At 66.2% G+C, this 17,357-nt stretch carries 16 protein-coding genes; 3 read left to right on the forward strand and 13 right to left on the reverse strand.

Annotation, left to right across the window (positions count from 1 at the left end):
- The first annotated feature begins 102 nt into the window (after positions 1–102).
- Positions 103–879 (forward strand): bestrophin-like domain, encoded by a 777-nt coding sequence (locus CEY08_RS19565; RefSeq protein ID WP_042794952.1) that lies wholly within the window; start codon positions 103–105, stop codon positions 877–879.
- Positions 880–910: 31 nt separating this feature from the next.
- Here the strand turns inward: CEY08_RS19565 and fhuE are convergent, their stop codons facing one another.
- The 6 genes from fhuE to CEY08_RS19595 all read right to left on the reverse strand — a co-directional run bounded on the left by fhuE (position 911) and on the right by CEY08_RS19595 (position 7,199).
- On the reverse strand, positions 911–3,106 hold the full coding sequence (gene fhuE, locus CEY08_RS19570) for a ferric-rhodotorulic acid/ferric-coprogen receptor FhuE (RefSeq protein WP_076815277.1): 2,196 nt from the start codon (positions 3,104–3,106) through the stop codon (positions 911–913).
- Positions 3,107–3,311: 205 nt separating this feature from the next.
- Positions 3,312–4,322: a Dyp-type peroxidase gene (locus tag CEY08_RS19575; RefSeq protein ID WP_063640181.1), complete on the reverse strand. Its 1,011-nt coding sequence runs from the start codon at positions 4,320–4,322 to the stop codon at positions 3,312–3,314.
- A gap of 90 nt (positions 4,323–4,412) precedes the next feature.
- On the reverse strand, positions 4,413–5,201 hold the full coding sequence (locus CEY08_RS19580) for an alpha/beta fold hydrolase (protein ID WP_063640231.1): 789 nt from the start codon (positions 5,199–5,201) through the stop codon (positions 4,413–4,415).
- A 69-nt stretch (positions 5,202–5,270) separates the two neighbouring features.
- Positions 5,271–5,591 carry a DUF1634 domain-containing protein gene (locus tag CEY08_RS19585; protein ID WP_076815279.1) on the reverse strand — a complete coding sequence of 107 codons (321 nt, stop codon included), beginning with the start codon at positions 5,589–5,591 and terminating at the stop codon, positions 5,271–5,273.
- Entirely contained in the window at positions 5,588–6,445 is an 858-nt protein-coding gene (locus tag CEY08_RS19590; protein ID WP_042794956.1) for a sulfite exporter TauE/SafE family protein, read from the reverse strand. The genes CEY08_RS19585 and CEY08_RS19590 overlap by 4 nt, the downstream gene beginning before the upstream one ends.
- A gap of 10 nt (positions 6,446–6,455) precedes the next feature.
- Entirely contained in the window at positions 6,456–7,199 is a 744-nt protein-coding gene (locus CEY08_RS19595; protein WP_076815281.1) for a GntR family transcriptional regulator, read from the reverse strand.
- A gap of 136 nt (positions 7,200–7,335) precedes the next feature.
- On the opposite strand from CEY08_RS19595, the gene CEY08_RS19600 reads away from it, so the two are divergent.
- Positions 7,336–7,845, forward strand: coding sequence for a DUF1993 domain-containing protein (locus CEY08_RS19600; RefSeq protein ID WP_042794958.1), 510 nt, complete (start codon positions 7,336–7,338; stop codon positions 7,843–7,845).
- 40 nt (positions 7,846–7,885) lie between these two features.
- On the opposite strand, the gene CEY08_RS19605 is transcribed toward CEY08_RS19600, so the two are convergent.
- From CEY08_RS19605 to CEY08_RS19625, 5 genes are all read right to left on the reverse strand, one after another.
- The gene (locus CEY08_RS19605) at positions 7,886–8,650 is read right to left on the reverse strand and encodes a class II aldolase/adducin family protein (protein WP_042794959.1); all 765 of its coding nucleotides are present in this window, start codon (positions 8,648–8,650) and stop codon (positions 7,886–7,888) included.
- A 198-nt stretch (positions 8,651–8,848) separates the two neighbouring features.
- A complete protein-coding gene (locus tag CEY08_RS19610) occupies positions 8,849–9,841 on the reverse strand; it encodes a Bug family tripartite tricarboxylate transporter substrate binding protein (RefSeq protein ID WP_063640177.1) in 993 nt (330 codons plus the stop codon).
- Between the two features lie 114 nt (positions 9,842–9,955).
- Positions 9,956–10,867, reverse strand: a complete 912-nt coding sequence (locus CEY08_RS19615; RefSeq protein WP_076815283.1) for a LysR family transcriptional regulator — start codon at positions 10,865–10,867, stop codon at positions 9,956–9,958.
- A gap of 39 nt (positions 10,868–10,906) precedes the next feature.
- Positions 10,907–12,043: a CaiB/BaiF CoA transferase family protein gene (locus CEY08_RS19620; RefSeq protein ID WP_076815285.1), complete on the reverse strand. Its 1,137-nt coding sequence runs from the start codon at positions 12,041–12,043 to the stop codon at positions 10,907–10,909.
- The gene (locus tag CEY08_RS19625; RefSeq protein ID WP_076815287.1) at positions 12,043–12,837 is read right to left on the reverse strand and encodes an enoyl-CoA hydratase; all 795 of its coding nucleotides are present in this window, start codon (positions 12,835–12,837) and stop codon (positions 12,043–12,045) included. The genes CEY08_RS19620 and CEY08_RS19625 overlap by 1 nt, the downstream gene beginning before the upstream one ends.
- 297 nt (positions 12,838–13,134) lie before the next feature.
- Here CEY08_RS19625 and CEY08_RS19630 point away from each other — a divergent pair, with 297 nt between their 5' ends.
- Entirely contained in the window at positions 13,135–13,848 is a 714-nt protein-coding gene (locus tag CEY08_RS19630; RefSeq protein WP_232033803.1) for a hypothetical protein, read from the forward strand.
- A gap of 42 nt (positions 13,849–13,890) precedes the next feature.
- Here the strand turns inward: CEY08_RS19630 and CEY08_RS19635 are convergent, their stop codons facing one another.
- The gene (locus CEY08_RS19635) at positions 13,891–14,499 is read right to left on the reverse strand and encodes a LysE family translocator (protein WP_063960232.1); all 609 of its coding nucleotides are present in this window, start codon (positions 14,497–14,499) and stop codon (positions 13,891–13,893) included.
- 134 nt (positions 14,500–14,633) lie between these two features.
- The gene (locus CEY08_RS19640; protein ID WP_076815291.1) at positions 14,634–17,234 is read right to left on the reverse strand and encodes a carbohydrate-binding family V/XII; all 2,601 of its coding nucleotides are present in this window, start codon (positions 17,232–17,234) and stop codon (positions 14,634–14,636) included.
- Positions 17,235–17,357: the final 123 nt, after the last annotated feature.

Here is a 17,357-nt window from a genome sequence, read left to right on the forward strand (position 1 = left end):
CCGCAGGACCGGCAACAATGCCCGGCTCCGGGTTATTCGCCCCTTGCCCGTCCCGATCCTCTCGGCATACGCTTTATCCCCAAATAACTACAGGAAATCAACGTGCTGCGGGACATCGATGAAACCTACGTCTTTTTCATCTGCGTCATGGTTTGCCTGGCCATCATCGAGTTGGGCTTCCGGCTGGGACGCAAGCGCCGCAGGGCGTCCGACGACGCGGCCAAGACCCACATCGGCGCGCTGCAGACCGCCCTGCTGGGCCTGCTGGCGCTGCTGCTGGGTTTTACCTTCGCAATGTCCGTAACGCGGTTCGAGACACGCAAGAACCTGGTGCTGGAAGAGGCCAACGCCATCGGCAATGCCTACTGGCGTTCGCAACTGCTTCCTGCCGCCGCCCGCGAGCCCATTGCGAAGCTGTTGCTCGAATACACGACGACGGCGCTGGAGTTCAGCGACGCCGACAACGATAAGCAGCGCCTGACGGCAGCCAGCGCGGAGTCGCGCCGCATCGAACGCCAGATCCGCGCCACCGCGGCAAGCGTGCTGGAAAATCCGCCTTCGATTTCGACCGTCATGTTCATCCAGGCCATCAACGAGATGGCACAGGTCAATGAAAAACGCCGAGTTGCGCTGGAGAACCACGTACCCGAACCCGTCTTCTACCTGCTTTTCATCGTCACCGCGGGCGCGATGGGGTTCATCGCATACGGAACCGGCCTGCACAAGCGCAGGCGCATCATCTCGACCGGCCTGTTCGCCACGCTTATTTCGCTGGTCCTGACGTTCATCCTCGATATCGATCAGCCGGCCACCGGCGTCATCATGGTCAGCCAGGAAAGCATGGTGCGGATGAAGGCGACGCTGGAGCAAGAGCGCTAGGCCAGCAGCCCGCGCCCCGGCTCCAGGCGCATCAATACTGGTAACGCATCGTCAGCATGGCGCTGCGCCCCGCCGCCCAGGCTCCCTGGCTGTAGAACCCGATCTGGCTGTAGTACTTGCGATCGAACAGGTTGTTCACGTTGAGCTGGGCGCTGAGGTTGCGGTTGAAGCGGTAGCGGGCCATCAGGTTGGTGATGGCGTAGCTGCCCTGCCCGACGCGCTCGTCGCCATTAGGCCCGCTGGCGATGGTGTAGACCTGACTTTGCCAGTTGACTCCACCCCCCACGGTCAGCCGGTACCAGTCGCCGGGCAACTGGTAGGTTGTGAACAAGCGCACCAGGCTGCGCGGTTGATCGGTCTGGATGGCATTGCCGTTGCCGTCGCGGCCGGTCCAATGCGACCAGCCAGCGGCCAGGTTCCAGCCCGGCATCACCTCGCCCGAGACTTCCAGGTCAAAGCCGCGGCTGCGGGTGCCCTGCGCCGCCGTATAAGCCTGGTTGACCGTGCCCGGCACCATGTGGCCGGGGTCCACCTGGGCCACATTGTCCTGCTCCACCTGGAACACGGCGGCGCTGGCGTTCAGCCTGCCTTCCAGGAATTCGCCCTTGATGCCGGCCTCGTACGACTTGCCTTCCAGCGGGTCCAGCCAGTTGCCGCTGCGGTCCTGATAGCTCTGCGGATTGAAGATTCCGGTATAGCTGACATAGGCCGTGTAGTTTTCGTTGAGATCGTAGAGCAGGCCGGCATACGGAATGAACTCGCTCTTGTCGAACGCCTGGGCGTCGCCTCCGCCAAAGCCGACGGAATCCGTCTTCCAAGTGCTGTAGCGGCCACCGACGATGAGCTTGAGCGGATCCGCCAGATTCAGGCGCAGCGCGCCGTACCAGCCGGTTTGCTTGGTGGTGTAGCGGCTGGCAGTGGTGGCGGAATCGCTCCAGTCGGGCTCGGGATATGAGCCATTCCAATCCAGGAAGTTGCCCACCGGCGCCACGGACAGTGCCGAACGGTAGTCGAAATCGGCGTACTGGCGGTTGAAGCTTGCGCCCACGACGGCCTCGTGCCGGCGCCCGAACAGCGTGAACGGGCCCGAGGCCTTGAGATCCACGCTGTTCTGCTTGCGGTCGCCCAGGTACCAGGCGGGCGACGCTCCCATGCCCAGGCCGGTTTCGCGGTCGGGCCACCCGAACAGGTACAGCAGCTTCGCGTCCATCTCGTTCTTGGAGTGCGAGGCCACCGCATTGACGGTCCAGCCATTATCGAAGCGGTGCTCGAGATTGGCGAACGCACCTTGTGTCGTGCTGCCCCACGACGTCCAGTCGGCGCCAGTGTTCAGCGAGCGGCTCCAGTCGGTACGGCCACCGTCGGCATACCAGAGCGGGAAGCCGCCCCAACTGCTGCGCTTCGGGTCGTTGTCCTGGTAGTTGAAGCCCAGGCTGAGCGTCGTGCGAGACGTGATGTCCGCATCCACGACGCCGTAGAAGATCTTCTTGCGGTTCTGGTAGCCATCCAGGTAGGAATGGCTGTCCTGATAGGCCGAAACGATGCGCCCGCGCACGCTGCCCGCCGTGTTGAGCGGCGTAGACAAGTCCACCGTGGCCCGGTAGGTATCCCAGTTCCCTGCGCTGACGCTCATGTCCGCCGTGAATTCGCGGCTGGTGGCGCGCTTGCGCACCAGGTTGATCGACGCCGACGGATTGCCCGCGCCGGTCAGGAGCCCCGTCGCCCCGCGCACGACTTCGACACGATCGTAGATGATGGGGTCCAGCGCGGACTCCCCCGCGGCATAGCCGGTGTCGAAACTCGTGGGGATGCCGTCATACATGTAATTGCTGATGCTGAACCCGCGCGAGTTGAATGAATACCGCTCGCTGTCGAAGTTCTGCACCGAGATGCCCGGCGTGCTGGCCATCACGTCCACCAGCGAGAGCATGTTCTCGTCCTCCATGCGCTGGCGCGTCACCACCGTGACCGACTGCGGGGTTTCTCGCAAGGTCAGCGGCAATCCCGTGCTGGCGGCGGTAGCACGCGGCGTATAGGAGCCGGTGCCTTCGGTGGTCGTGCTGTCGGCGTTGCCGATCACCTGCACCGAGGGCAAGGTGGCCACGCCCTCCTCCTGCGCGGCGACCGCGCCGCAGGCTAATGCCATCAGCACCAGGCACGGCGTGCGCCGCAAGACCAGGCGTGGACGCGAGGAATGAAGGCGGCGCGCAGGCCGGACGTGTTGCATGTTGGCTTCCTTTCCCATGTTGAGCTAACAAATCGGAAGAAAGTGTAATGCAAACGATTCTCAGGCGCTTTTGCAAATAAAGGACCGGATTGTTTGGACGACTCGGCCGCCAGAATGACAACTGGCGCGGCCACCTGCGCGGCCGCGCCAGAAAATCCGGCACTCTTGGCGCGACGCGCGTCGCGCCCGTATGCCCGTATGCCCGTCAGCCCGCCTTGGCCGCCGCCGCCAACACCGGCGCGGCGGACTCGCCCGTGTCCGCACAGGCCGCCGGACTGCGGTCGGCCAACGCTTCCAGGAGGTCGGCCGATGGCACGAAGAACAGGCCGCCCGTGACCGCGTGGCTGAAATCGAGCAGCCGGTCGTAATTGCCGGGCGGGCGTCCGACGAACATGTTCTCCAGCATCAGTTCGATGGGACGGGGCGAACGCGCATAACCGATGAAATAGGTGCCGAACTCTCCCGCGCCCGGCCGGCCGAACGGCATGTTGTCGCGCAGGATCTTCAGTTCCTGGCCGTTTTCCTCGATGGTCGTCAGGGCGCTGTGCGAAGACGAGGGCTTGATGTCGTCGTCGAGTTCCACGTTGGACCATTTATGGCGGCCGATGACCCCTTCCTGGCCTTCGACGGTCAATGCGTTCCAGGCCGCCATGTCGTGCAGGTACTTCTGCACCAGCACGTAGCTGCCGCCGGCGAACTCGGCGTCTTCGTCGCCGATGACGGTGAAGTCGACCGCTTCCCGCCCTTCGGGGTTTTCGGTTCCGTCGACGAAGCCGATGATGGCGCGACGATCGAAATAGCGGAAACCATGGACTTCATCCACGACGGTGACGGCATCGCCCAATCCGCCCAGCAGCAGGGTCGCAAGTTCGAAACAGAAATCCATCGAGTCCGCGCGGATGTGCAGCAGCAAGTCGCCGGGCGTGGCGACGGCCAGGCGCTCGCCCGAACCGAATTCGCGGAAGGGATGCAGCGCGGCCGGTCGCGGCGCACCGAAAAGCGTGTCCCAGGCTGTGGAACCAAACGCGGTGACACAGGAGAGGTTCTGCTCGGGCGCGCGCGTGGCCACCGTTCGGACCACGCCCGCGATGTCGGCGCACCAGCCGCGCACGGTGTCGGCCGCGGCGGCACCGTCATTAAGCGTGGCAACGATGAAAATCGCGTGTCGGGTAGTCGGATTGTGTACGGCTTGGGGTGCGGATTGACGGTCTGACATCGGATCGGGAACCTTGAAAAACGGGCGCGCTGGCGCGGGAAAAGCGAGTCCAATTCTAAGCGCGGACGATGACTGCGTGAACCCGGCCCGCTACGGCACCGCCCTCAGCCACTCGCTCACCACATCCAGCACGATGCGGCTCTGCTCGCGATGCGGAACGTGGCCGCAGTTTTCCAGCAGCACGGGGCGCGCGCGCGCAAGCGCCACGATTTTGTCCTGATGCAGCGGCGAGCCGTACTCGTCCATTTCACCGTGCAAGGCCAGCACGGGACAGCGGACCTGGCGCAGTTGCTCGTCGAGATTCCAGTCGGCGAAGCTGGGCGACAGCCACGTATTGATCCACGCGCCCAGCACCCATTCGGCTTTTTCGCCGTGGTACTTCTTCAGGCGGTCCAGTTGCCCAGGTTCCGCGAAGTTCTGCCTGGCCGCGCGGATGCCTTCCAGCGTGCGGTCTTCGGCGTACATCTGCGCCGACTCCGTGATCAGCGCCTGGCAATCGTCGCCATACACGCCAGCGCTGCAAACCGCCATGCCCCCACCCACACTGTGGCCGAACGCCACGAACGAACCAATGCCCAGTTCTTCGCGCAGGCGACGAAAACCGCCTTGCGCCTCTTCTGCGACGAAGCCCGGTTCGAACACCGCGTCGTTGGGATCGGACCGGCCGAAGCCAAGACGGTCGTAGGCGATAACGCTGCGTCCGGTCGCCTGCGCCAACTGTTCGGGGAAATCCCGCCACAGCTCCACGCAACCCAGAGAATCATGGAACATTACGATCGGCGCTCCGGCCTCGTCCTCCCCGGCGGGGTCCCAGCGGCGCGCGAAAAGACGCCCCTCGCTGGTCTGCACGTAGACATCCTGGCTGGTAATGGCAAGCATGAAATCGTCCTGGGAAAGAGCGGCAACGCGCCGCGGCAACATGCTCCGATTATAGGAAAGCCGCCGCCCCTAGCTCAGTCCGGACACGATGCCCGCCGCGATGATGAGCAGCACCAGTCCCGAGATCACGGCGTAGGCGTAGTCGCGTTCGCGCAGGAAGATCGCCAGCATCAACCCCACCCGCGCCACCGGCAACAGGATGAAGAGGGCCACCCCGGCCTTGACCAGCTCGAGCCCGAAGCCGGGCCCGGGCAAGCCGACCTCCCCTGGCCGGGCGAACTCGAACGCCATGCCCGCGGCGATAAGGGCCGAGGCGATCCAGGTGCCGTACCACAGCAGCGCCGCGATGATGCGGTCGCGCCGTCCCGGGTTGTCCGCCGCGCGCGTCATGCCGGGCCTCCCGGAAACTGCACGCCCAGCGCGCTCAGGAGCATTTGCACCGCCAGCAGGGACAGCACGATCACGAAGAAGAGGCGCAGCTTGTCCGCGGGCAAGCCCATCAGCAGGCGGGCGCCGAGCAGCGCGCCCGCGACCGAGCCCAAGGCAACAGGACCCGCGATGCCGATGTCGATGTCGCCGCGCACGAAGTAGGCGCCCGCGCTTGCCGCGGCCGTGACCCCGATCATGAAGTTGGACGTGGCCGACGAGACTTTGATAGGCAGCCGCAACGCGGCGTCCATGGCGGGAATCTTCAGCACGCCCGAACCGATGCCGAGCAAGGCGGAGATCAGGCCGGCGCCGTACATCAATGACAGGCCCAGCGGCACGCGGCCCACCCGGTAGTGCACCTCGCGCCCCAGCGCGGGGTCGGGAAAACTGGAATGCAAACGTAGCGCCGTGGCCCAGCCACGGGCGTCGGACACGGCTGCCGGCGCCTCGCGGCGACGCGCCAGCATCTGCCGCGCGGACACGGCCAGGATGGCGGCAAATAAGCCATACAGGAAACTCGTGGAGACCACGCCGATGAGGAACACGCCCGTCAACGCGCCCAGCGTGGTGGCGGTCTCCAGGACGATGGCCAGCCTGACGTTGGTCAGGCGCCCCTTCAGGAACGGCGCAGCGCTGCCGCAGGAACAGGCGATCACCGAAATGATGCTGGCGCCGATGGCCACGTGGATATCCACGCCGAACAACAGCGTCAGGATGGGCACGATGAAAATGCCGCTGGCCATCCCGAGCACGCCGCCCAGCGCGCTGGCGCCAAAGGCGGCGGCGAACAGCCAGAAGATCGTCGATGTCTCCATGGCCGCCAGCTCAATCCCGCTTGCGCGGCAGCCGGGACAGGCGAGTGGTGAACCGGATCAGGTCACCGCGGTAGTACAGCTTTTCATAGTCGACGGGGCGCTGTCCCTCGCTGTAAGAGGTGCGCTCGATAAGAAAGATGGGGCTGCCGGGCTCGACCCCCAAGGCTCTCGCCACGCGCTCGTCCGCCGTCACGGCTTCGAGCTGGTACTGGGCCTCGATCAGCGGGAGGTCGTAGCGCAGTTCCAGCAGGTCGAAGATGGGTTCGGCTTCCAGGTCATTGCTGGCGACCTTTTCGCCGATGTCCAGCGGCAAATAGGTTTCATCGAACGACATGGCCACGCCATCGGCCAGGCGCACGCGCTCAATGCGGTAGACCAGCGCACCGCGCGCCACGTCCAGCTGGCGCGCCACGTCCTCGGTGGCAGGCACCGGCCGCTTGTCCAGCAGGCGCGCCGTCGCGTGGCGGCCAAGCTCGGTCATGTCTTCGACGAACCCGCTCAGCGACGTCAGCGCCTGGGTCAGCTTGGGTTCCGTAACGAACGTGCCCTTCCCGCGCCGGATTTCGACCAGGCCGCGGGCAACCAGGTTTTCCACCGCCTTGCGCACCGTGGTGCGGCTGACGGTAAAGCGTTCGATCAGCCGGTCTTCCGTGGGCAACTGGCTGCCGGCCGGCAGGATGCCGGCCGCGATTTCCGCGGCCAGCGCCGCTTCCACCCGGGCGTAAAGAGGAGCATGTTCGGCGTCATTTTGCATAAGTCATCATAACATCATGATGTCATGATGACGCAGCCCTCAAATCGCGTTACGGATGCCGAGGCCGGCAACTGGTAGTCTTCGCAAGCCTGCTGGCGCCTCCCGCGCCAGCGTCCACTCTCAAGCGAGACACGAAATGAGCAGTTTCATGCACAGCGCCTCCGTACCCGTCCTGACGCAAATGCTGTCGGCCCTGTCCGACGTGCTGAAGAAAGCCGAAACCCACGCCACGGAAAAGAGCATCGATCCGCAAGCCTACCTGGGTGCGCGCCTGTTTCCCGACATGTTCCCCTTGTCGCGCCAAGTGCAGATCGCGTCGGATTTTGCCCGTGGCATCGCCTCGCGCCTGGCTGGCGCAGAAGTGCCGTCCTGGCCGGACAGCGAAGCCAGCTTCGCCGGTTTGCAAGCCCTGATCGCCAAAACGCTGGAGCATCTCGCCTCGTTTGGTCCCGAACAATTCGAGCAGAGCGAAGCCCGGGAAATCGTGCTGCGTCCCGGCACGCCGAAGGAAAAGAAGCTGAACGGCAGCGCCTATCTGCTGCACTATGGCCTGCCGCAGTTTTTCTTCCATGTGACCACGGCCTACGACATCCTGCGCCACAACGGCGTGGAAATCGGCAAGCGCGATTACATGGGCAAGTATTGATGGGGTTACGCGGGCCCCGCGCAACGGGGCCCGCGCCCGGCTACTCCGCGTAGCCGGGGTTGCGGCGATCCAGGCGGCGCAGCAGACCTGGCCAGGCCAGCATGGCTTTGTGCGCGCGGTCGGCCTGCGACTCAACCGTCGCATTCTTCAGGATGTCGGGCGGAATGTAGGTCAGCTCGCCGCCGGCCTGCGCCCGCACCTGCACCATGCAGGCGGCTTCCAGCCGGTGCATGGCCTGGAACGCTTCGGCCATGCTCTGCCCCACGGTCAGCAGGCCGTGGTTGCGCAGGATGAGATAGGTGTTGCTTCCCAAGTCCCGCACCAGTCGCGGCTGCTCCTCGGGATTGAGCGCCAGCCCCTCGTAATCGTGGTAGCTGAGCGAACGCAACACGATGAACGCGAACTGCGACAGCGGCAACAGCCCCGCCTTCTGCGCAGACACCGCCACGCCATTGATGGAATGCGTGTGCAACACGCACATCGCGTCCTTGCGCGCAGCGTGGATACAGCTGTGGATGGTGAAGCCGGCCGGGTTGATGTCGTACTCGGACTCCATGACCTTGCGGCCGTCCAGGTCGATCTTGACCAGGCTGGACGCCGTGATCTCGTCGAACATCATGCCGTAGGGGTTGATCAGGAAGTGTTCGGTCCCCGGCACCTTGGCCGTGATGTGGGTGAAGATCAGGTCATCCCAGCCAAACAGCGCCACCAGGCGGTATAGCGCTGCCAGATCCTTGCGCACCTCCCACTCTGTTGCGCTGACCCGTTCGCGCACGCTGGCGCCCGTCTTGCCTACCGTATCCATGTTGTCTCCCAGTCTTGATGATTGTCCGCGGCGGCTGCGCGGACGCTATCTGGCACTTTATTCGTTTTGCCCGCGGCAGGCACGGACGACGGCCAAGGGGCGGTCATCTCGGCCTCGCGGAGCGGCCTGGACCGCCTTTCACCAAAAAAAAGGGCGCCCCGCTGGCGCCCTGCTTATTTCCTGCTGCGTCCTTGCCGCTTACTGCGGTTCGATCTTCGCGTCGACCGCGCGCTGGGTCCAGACCTGGCGCTGCGATTGCGCAAAGGCCTGGTGCTCGGCCAGCGTGTTGGGCGAGACCTGCATGCCCAGGGATTCAAAGCGCTGCAAGACATCCGGCTCGCGCAGGATGGCTGTGACTTCCTGATTCAGCTTCTGCGCGATGGCATCGGGCGTCTTGGCCGGTACCGCCACGCCGACCCACACGACCAGGTCGAACTTCTGGTAGCCCAGCTCGGCCAGCGTCGGCACGTTCGGGAATTCCTTGGCGCGCTCGTGGCCGGTGTAGGCCAGGCCACGCAGTTTGCCTGCTTGCATAAAGGACGTGACGACGGACAAGTCCGCAAACAGGTAGTCGACGTGCCCGCCCAGCAGGTCGGTCACGGCGGGAGGCTGGCTCTTGTAGGGCACGCCGTTGGCGGCGGCGCCCGCCACGGTGTTGAATGTGGCGCCCGCGATCTGGCTGGTGGGCGAGCCGTATGCGTAGTTCAAGGGCTTGGCCTGGGTGGCCTTGACGAGTTCCTGCAGCGATTTGTAGGGCGCGTCCTCGCGCACCACCAGCATCATCGGAATGGTGGCGATACGGACCACGTGGGTGAAATCGCCCGTGGGGTCGAACGGCAGCTTCCGGAACAGCGCCGGCGTGGCCGAGTGCGTCGAGCTGCTGGTGAGGATGAGCGTATAGCCATCGGGCTGGGCGCGTGCCACGAACGAGGACCCGATGGTGCCGGACGCGCCGGGCTTGTTCTCGATAACCACCGGCACGTTCAGGCGGGGCCCGAGCTTTTCGGCGATGATGCGCGCGCTGGTATCGGTTGCGCTGCCTGGCGAGAACGGCACGACGATGGTGATGGGCTTGTCGGGATATGCGCCCTGAGCCAACGCCGCGGACGGCAGGCCGCCAGCCAGCGCAGTCAGGACGGTGAGGCTGCCGGCGGCCAGCAGGCGGCGGCGTACGCCAAACGGTCGAATCATGCTTGTCTCCTGTGAGGGGCCGCGGGTCGGCCTCTTGAACTCTGACCGTATGATGCTTGCGACCCGCTTATCCCAACAAGGGACTAATTTTCATAGACTTATTCCAAACTGGGATTAATTACCTTCGGCTTGGCGCTGCCGCAGATAATCCTCGGTGGCCTGCAGAAAGGCCGATGCCGCCAGCGACAGCCGCGCGTTGCGGCGCTGGATGAGCCAGAGTTCGTGCCCGTGCTTGCGCGCGCCGTCGATGGCCAAGATGCGCAGGCCCAGCTGCCGCGCCAAGTCGCAGGCATACCCGGGCACCACCGTGATGCCCAGGCCCGCGCCGACCAGCTTCAGCGCCGAGGTCAGCATGCCGGCTTCGATACGGTAGCGGAATTCCAGGTTCAGGTCGGCCGCCACGCGGTCCAGGCTGCGCCGCACGCTGTACACGTTGCGCAGCATGATGTGGTCGTGGGCGGCCACGTCGGCCCACGACACGGAACGCTTGCGCGTCAGGGCGTGGCGTGGCGCGCACACCGCATACATGGTGTCGCAGTAGATGACACGCGTGGCCAATTCTTCCGAAGGGGTTTCAACCGAAACAATGCCGAAATCGGCGCGGCCGTTGCGCACGTGTTCGATGGTGTCGTCGGTGGAGAGCTCGAACAGGTCCAGCTTCACGCTGGGATGGGCGCGGTGATAGTCGGCCACCACGTCGCCCAGCAGGCCGACCATCATCAGGGGCGACGTCGCCACGCCCACCGTGCCGCGTTCCAGCGTGCGCAGGCCCGACATGCTGCGCTCGGCCGCGCGCACGGTCCCCAGGATTTCCTGGGCGTAGGCGTAGAAATCCGCCGCGCCGTCGCAAGGCGTGACACTGCGGGTGGAGCGTTCGAACAGCGGCTGGCCGACCTCGGCCTCGAGTTCCGCGCAGAGCTTGCTGACGGCCGATTGGGTCACGAAGGCCGCGCGCGCGGCCGCCGTGAAACTGCGCAGTTCGTAGAGCGCGCAAAATACGCGCAATTGCTTGAGAGTGATGTTCATGGTCGAAGTCGCCGCCAGGCGCCGCCGGCCATGCCGGCCTCAGCGCGCAGGCTTGAGCATATCGCGATCGGCGTCCTGACGCGGCGCCTGGCGCTTGATCTCTCCGGGCGTGCGCGAGAAGCGCACCGGAATGCCTGCTGCCATCAGCGGCCCTTCGGTCGGATGCTCCACGGGCTGGAAGAACCCCGTCGCCCGCAGGTGCGGATCATCGAACAGGGCTTCCGGCGTGTTGACGCGCGAATGCGGGATGTCGGCATCGACCAGCAGCGCCAGCCACTCTTCGGTGCCCCGCAACGCGACGATATCGGCCAGGTCCTGGTAGAGCTCGTCGAAATGCCGGGCGCGCGCCGTTGCGTCGACGTAGCGCGGGTCCACCGCCAGGTCGTCGCGTTGGGCCAGGGCGAAAAAGCGCCCCCACTGCGCGTCGGTGTAAGGCAGCAAGGCCAGATAGCCATCGCGGGTGCGGTAGGGACGCCGTTGCGGCGACAACACGCGGCTGTAGCCCATGGGCCCCAGCGGCGGCACGAAACTGTGGCCGCTCATGTGCTCGACCAGGGTGAAGGAAACCAGGGTTTCGAACATGGGGACTTCGACGGCCTGCCCCTCTCCCGAACGCTCGCGCTCGTAAAGCGCCATGGGAATGGCGTAGGCCAGCGTCAACCCCGCGACCTTGTCGGCGAGGATGGTGTTCACGTACGCTGGCGCGCCGCTGTTGCGGCCCTGCAGGTCGGCCAGGCCGCTCATGGCCTGGATGATGTCGTCAAAGGCCGGGCGCGCCGCATACGGGCCGTCCTGGCCGAAGCCCACTGCGGAGCAATGGATCAGGCGCGGGTTGCGCGCGCGCAGCGTGGCGGCGTCCAGGCCCAGCCGCGCCAGGGCCGCGGGACGCACGTTGGATACGAACACGTCGGCCCCGTCGATCAAGCGCAGCAGGCTGTCACGGTCGGCCGGCGTTTTCGCATCCAGCGTCACGCTGTACTTGTTGCGGTTGAGGTTCAGATAGGCCGGCCCCATGCCCGGACTCATCGCCGGGGCCGAAGTGCGGAACACGTCGCCTTCGGGCGATTCCACTTTAATGACCTCCGCCCCCATGTCGGCCAGGATCTGCGTGCCATACGGCCCCATGGCCACCGAGGTCATGTCGATGACGCGCACGCCCGCGAGCGGGCCAGCCATTACTTGGCCTCCTGGTGCTTCTTGCGGTTGACGAAGGGCGCCATGTAGCGGCGCGGCTCGTCGGTAGTGAAGGCTTCACCGAATGCCGCCACGCTGCGGTCCAGGCCGGCTTCGACCGTGGATTCGCTCCAGTAGCGCAGCAACGCCTTCTGCGAGCGCACGGCGATCGGGCCGCTTTCCGCGATGGGCGCCACCGTGCGTTCGACCAGCGCGTCGAGCGCCCCGGTCTCGCTGACGAACTCCAGGAAGCCCCACTGGCGAGCCTGCGCCGCATCCACGGTCTCCCCGGTGAGCAGCAGCCAGTTGGTGGGACCGGGGCCGATGATCGCCGGGAGCAGCACGGCATGGATCACCGATGGGATGCCCACACGCACCTCGGGCATGCCGAACACGGCGTCCGCCGACCCCAGGCGGATGTCGCAAGCCGCAGCCAGTTCCATGCCGGCCCCCAGGCAGAAGCCCGGAATACGGGCGATGGTCGGAACAGGAATTGCGGCGACCGCGTCGCACAGATCGCGCAGTCGGGTGATGAATTCGCGCGCCCCCTGAGGCTCGAGTTCGACCATTTCATAGATGTTGGCGCCGCCCACGAAGGCGCGCTCGCCCGAACCACGGATAACGACCGCGCGAGCATCGTCCTGGGCCGCGACCCAGCGCGCGGCCTCGGTCAGGCTCAGCGTGACCGTCGAGGCCAGGATGTTCAGGCTCTTGGCATCGTGGATCTGCAGGGTGTAGACACCGCGCTCGTCACGGGTCACGAGGGCATGGGCGAAGGCAGGGATAGGCGCAGTCATGGAAACTCCAGCTAGGGTTATGGCTACCGATGCTAAGGGCGAGGTTTCATCACAACAAACGAGTAATTTTCATGAAATAAGTCTGGAATGGAATAAATACTGAAGCCCGCCTGGCTTGGGTACGATAGGGCGGCGCCGAACGCAGCGTGGCCGGCATCGACCGCGGCGACTTCTCAATCGCAGCGCCGCCTATCATGACGCATACCCTCATCGCACCGGTAGTCATGCGGTCTCCCGCGTCGCACCCTACCATTTTCCCCGCAGCCTTCCCCCATGAGCCCCGCCCCGCCGCCTTGCATGCCCGACCGACTGGCGTCCTACTACTGGAGCGGCAATACCCTGCGCAGCCGCAGCGTCAGCGGCGCCGTGCTAAGCACCACCTTGGACCTGCCCGCGCCGCCCCCCCGTGTGCTCGCCGACTGGGACCGGGAGATGGCGACACGCCTGTTCCTCGAACCCGGCGACGTGGAACAGATGCCCTTGGCGCGCACGCAGGCACGCTGGCCCGAGTACGGCCTGTGCCTGCAAGCCATGCGCCAGTGGACGCGAACACTGGGGTTGCCCGGCGTGCTGGATACCGCCGACACTGCCCTCATGGCCTGCCTCGGCGCCCGCTACCACCATGACGGCGCGCAATATGGCTGCGCCGCCTTCTGCAACCTGTTCTTGAGCGAAGACCGGGGCCTGGACGTGCACTTCCCAGGCACCGGCCTGCGCATTCCGCTGCAGCGCGGCACCGCCATCATCTTCGATACCGGCCAGCCCCATGGCGTCATCCCGCGCCGTGGCACGGGCTTTCACGAGGCCGATTTCGCGGGCGGCCTCGATCTGGCGCAGCTCTTCCTGACCTGGGAACTGCCTATCGACGACGCGCGCGTCGCCGGCGCGCTCGGCATCGCCTTCGACATCGATCCGGCGACCGCGGCACGGCTGGACGAGGAGCAGGTACGGATGGACGGAAGACGCGTGGACGTCGATCCGGCGTCCGGGCGGTGGCTAGCGAGCGACTAGCGTTGCCGCGCAGAAATAGCGCGCCCTATGAGCAGCCCAGGGTCAGGATCCTGGCAGCGCCGCGCCCATGGCAGCGAACAGGCCGCCGCATACTTTGTTGAAGCGCCGGCCTGCGCGCTCCAGCCAGGGACGCACACGATGCGCCAGCCGCGCCAGCACATACTCGACCAGGAACTCGACCACCACGAAAGTGGCGGCCATGATCGCGAACTGCGTGTAGAGACTACGGGTCGGATCGATGAACTGCGGCAGGAACGCACCGTAGAACAGCAGCGCCTTGGGATTGGAGATGGCGGACAGGAGCCCTTGGCTGAACATGCGCATGCCACGTGCGCGCGGCATGTCGGGCGCGGGCTGCAACTGCACGCCTGGCGCGCGCCAGAGCTGGATGCCCAGCCAGATCAGATAGGCGCCCCCCGCCCACTTCAGCACTGTCAATGCAGGCCCCCAGGCCTTGAGCAAGGCGCTAATGCCCAGCATCGACAAAGCGATCAACGCGACAAAACCGACCGCGCCGCCAGCGATGGTGCACAACGCCTTGCGATGCCCGTGCAGCGCGCCGTGCGTAAGGGCGAGCAGGGTATTCGGTCCCGGAGTCACCGACAGGCCGATGACCGCGACCAGATAGATAAGCCAGCTATGCAGCGCCATGGCGGAATGCGTGAATGATAAGGAAGGGAAGCGGCCAGTCTAGTCCGCGGCGGCGGGGCTACGCAAATTCGCGGGATGGCCCTGAGGCCATTCATCTCCCGCGCCCTGCCGTGCGCCGGTCCAAGGTATCTGCGTCAGCGGCGGAAGCCGCCCCCATGGAAGCCGCCGAAGCCGCCACCCCAGCCTCCCCGGCCGCCCATGCCGCGCCCCTGCCAGCCGCCGCCTTCGGCGCCGCCCATCCCACGGTCCCGCCACCCACCGCCCTGCCAGCCTCCGCCTTGCATGCCACGGTCTTGCCAGCCGCCGCCCTCCGCGCCACCCATGCGCTCGCCGGAATAGTCGCGCGCCTGGCGCTGGCCGTTCAGATAGTTGCCACCCGACTGCGCGCCAGGCTGCACCGCTTGCCAGCCCGAGCTGGTGTGTTGCTGCCAGCCGTTGTCCGTGTGCTCATAGACGTTGCCATTGCGATCGGCGTATACGTTGCCGTTGTTCCACGCCATGCCGCTGTCCGTGTTGCGGTTATAGGTGGCGCCGCGGCGGTCCACGCTGCTGGTCCCCTCGCCAGCCGTACCGGTCGCCGTGGCGGAAGAGATAGTCGTGCGGCCGGTGTTTGTATTCGTACGCACATCCTGGCGGCCGGCGGCCCATTGGCCATCGTCGTTGGCGACCACTCCCGCGCGGCCGGCGCCGGAAGCCCCCGTCACCGGATTGGTGTAGGCATCGCGCCTGCCCGCGGCCGCATTGCCGGTGTACTCGTTGTAGGCCGCGCCGCGCGTGCCTTCGAAGGCCGCGCCGGTCTGCGGGTTGTAGCCCTCGGCGTGGGTCCCCTGCCATTCAGTGCCCGTCCAGCCATTCCAGCCGGCCGCGTGCGTGACCACGCCGGAACCGCCCCAGGCGCCATAGACGTCCACCTGGTTCACGTTGACCCCGCCCCAATAGGGCGCGCCCCAATACGGCCCCCAGTAGGGAGCCGCGCCGCCCCAGGTTTCGCCGGCGACAAAGCCAAAAGCGAAGCCGGTCGCGGTGGCGAAGGCCGCGTCGTAACCGTAGCTGGGCGGATAGCCTACCCACGTGTCCTGCACGATGACCGGCGGATACGCATAACCCGTGCCGTACACCACCGTGCCGTCGGGACTGGCCACCACGCCCATGTAGCCAGGCGTATAGCCGAACACCACGCTTTGCGGGGTGGAGCCGTATACCTGCACATAGGTGACGTAGTGCAAGGGGGAACTGACCGGTATCGCGTAGATGGCGGCCGGCACATGATCGGCCACGCGCCAGGGGCCCATCGGAGAGTCCGCCACGAACCACACCGCGCGCGACAAGGCGTAGTAGCGTCCTTCGGCCTGGATCACCGGCACCGGCGAGTTGGCCGCGTAGTAAAGCGCCGTGCCCGGGATGGGCCGCAGCGTCGGCGAACCGCCGGCATACTCGACCTGCAGCTTCGCCGCGCTGCGAGACACGGTGGCGGTCTGCGGAATGGTCGAGGCGATGAGCGCCTCTTTGGCTTGCGGCGTGCCCGGCACCGATGCCAGCACACCCGATTGCGGATCCTGGGCCGGAATCCGCGCGAAGTCACGCGGCAACTGCTTGCCCGGCACATAGGACCAGGGGCCGTCCAGGCTGGCGCCGCGGAACCAGCGGCCGGACACCAACAGGTAATAGCGGTTGTCGCCCGGATTCATGAACAGGGCGTGGTCGGCGTTGGCCACCGACAGCAGCGAAGTACCCGGCACGGGCCGCATTTCGGGCTGGCCCACGGTCACCAGCAACTCGGCGGGCACGGTCGACACCGCGATGGCCGGCGCGCGATGCGGCGGCTTTCCGCCATGCGGCAGCATCGGATCGGGCGCAGCCTTGCGGCGCGCGGCGTCAGCGGCCGCAAGCAACGCCGTGGGCGGCTGCGGCAGGTCCGTCCACGGACCGTTGACGCCGCCCGCTTCGTACCAATGCCCGGCCGCTTCGAGGAAATAGCGGTCCGCGCCGTTGGCCAGCATCAGTGCGCGCGTATTGACCACCCGGCGCCAGCCCGCGGCCTCGGGCACCTCGGCCAGCACGGGCTCGCCGTCGATCAGCACCAGGACGGTGGGCACCGTGCGATAGACGATGCGCGGCGGCGCGTTGTCCACCGGAACCGTCTTCGTGGCCGGATTGTTCTGGGACAGGGTGTAGCTTAGCTGCAGCGCATCAAGCTTCGTGACCACTCCCTTGGCGGGCAGGCGGGCTTCGAGCTGGCTGCGCAGCCTGGCGGCTTCCTGCGGCGCCGTGGGAACCTGCACGCGCTCAATCCGGAAGTCCGACAGGTGCACCAGCCCGGCAGGCTTATTGACCTCGGCCCGCGCGGAAAAATCGGCCACGCCATAGGTCGGGCTACCCTTGGCGGCGCCGACTGCCACCGCCATCCGGCCCGAAATACGGTCGGCACTCCAGGTATCGATCTGGGGCTGATAGAGCTCCACCCGCGTGCCGTCGGCAGCCTCGAAGCTGCGCGGCCACTGCAGCGAACGTGCGGCCTCCTCCTGGGCGTCGGATTGGGTGGACGCCGATTGCGTCGGGGTCTGTCCCTGCCCTTGGGCCAGTGCCACGCCGCCGGGCATCAGGCTCGCGCCGGCAGCCACGCCAGCCACGGCCAATGCGAGGGCGAGGCGTGAAAGACGCCCCGGCGGACTCGCGGACACGAACGGCGTTGTCGGGGATCCATGCACGCGCCACAGTCGGGTCAGGCTATACATCTCGCGCTCCTCGTTGCGGGCCGCAGCCGCCAGTCGGGCCCTTGGCCACTCTGATTTCCCGCAGCGCCGCCGCTGCGGGCCATGCGTCAGCCGGCCTCTCTGCGAGGCGTCCTGCATGCGCCG

It is taken from the genome of Achromobacter insolitus, from assembly GCF_002209555.1.
Classification (GTDB): domain Bacteria; phylum Pseudomonadota; class Gammaproteobacteria; order Burkholderiales; family Burkholderiaceae_B; genus Achromobacter; species Achromobacter insolitus.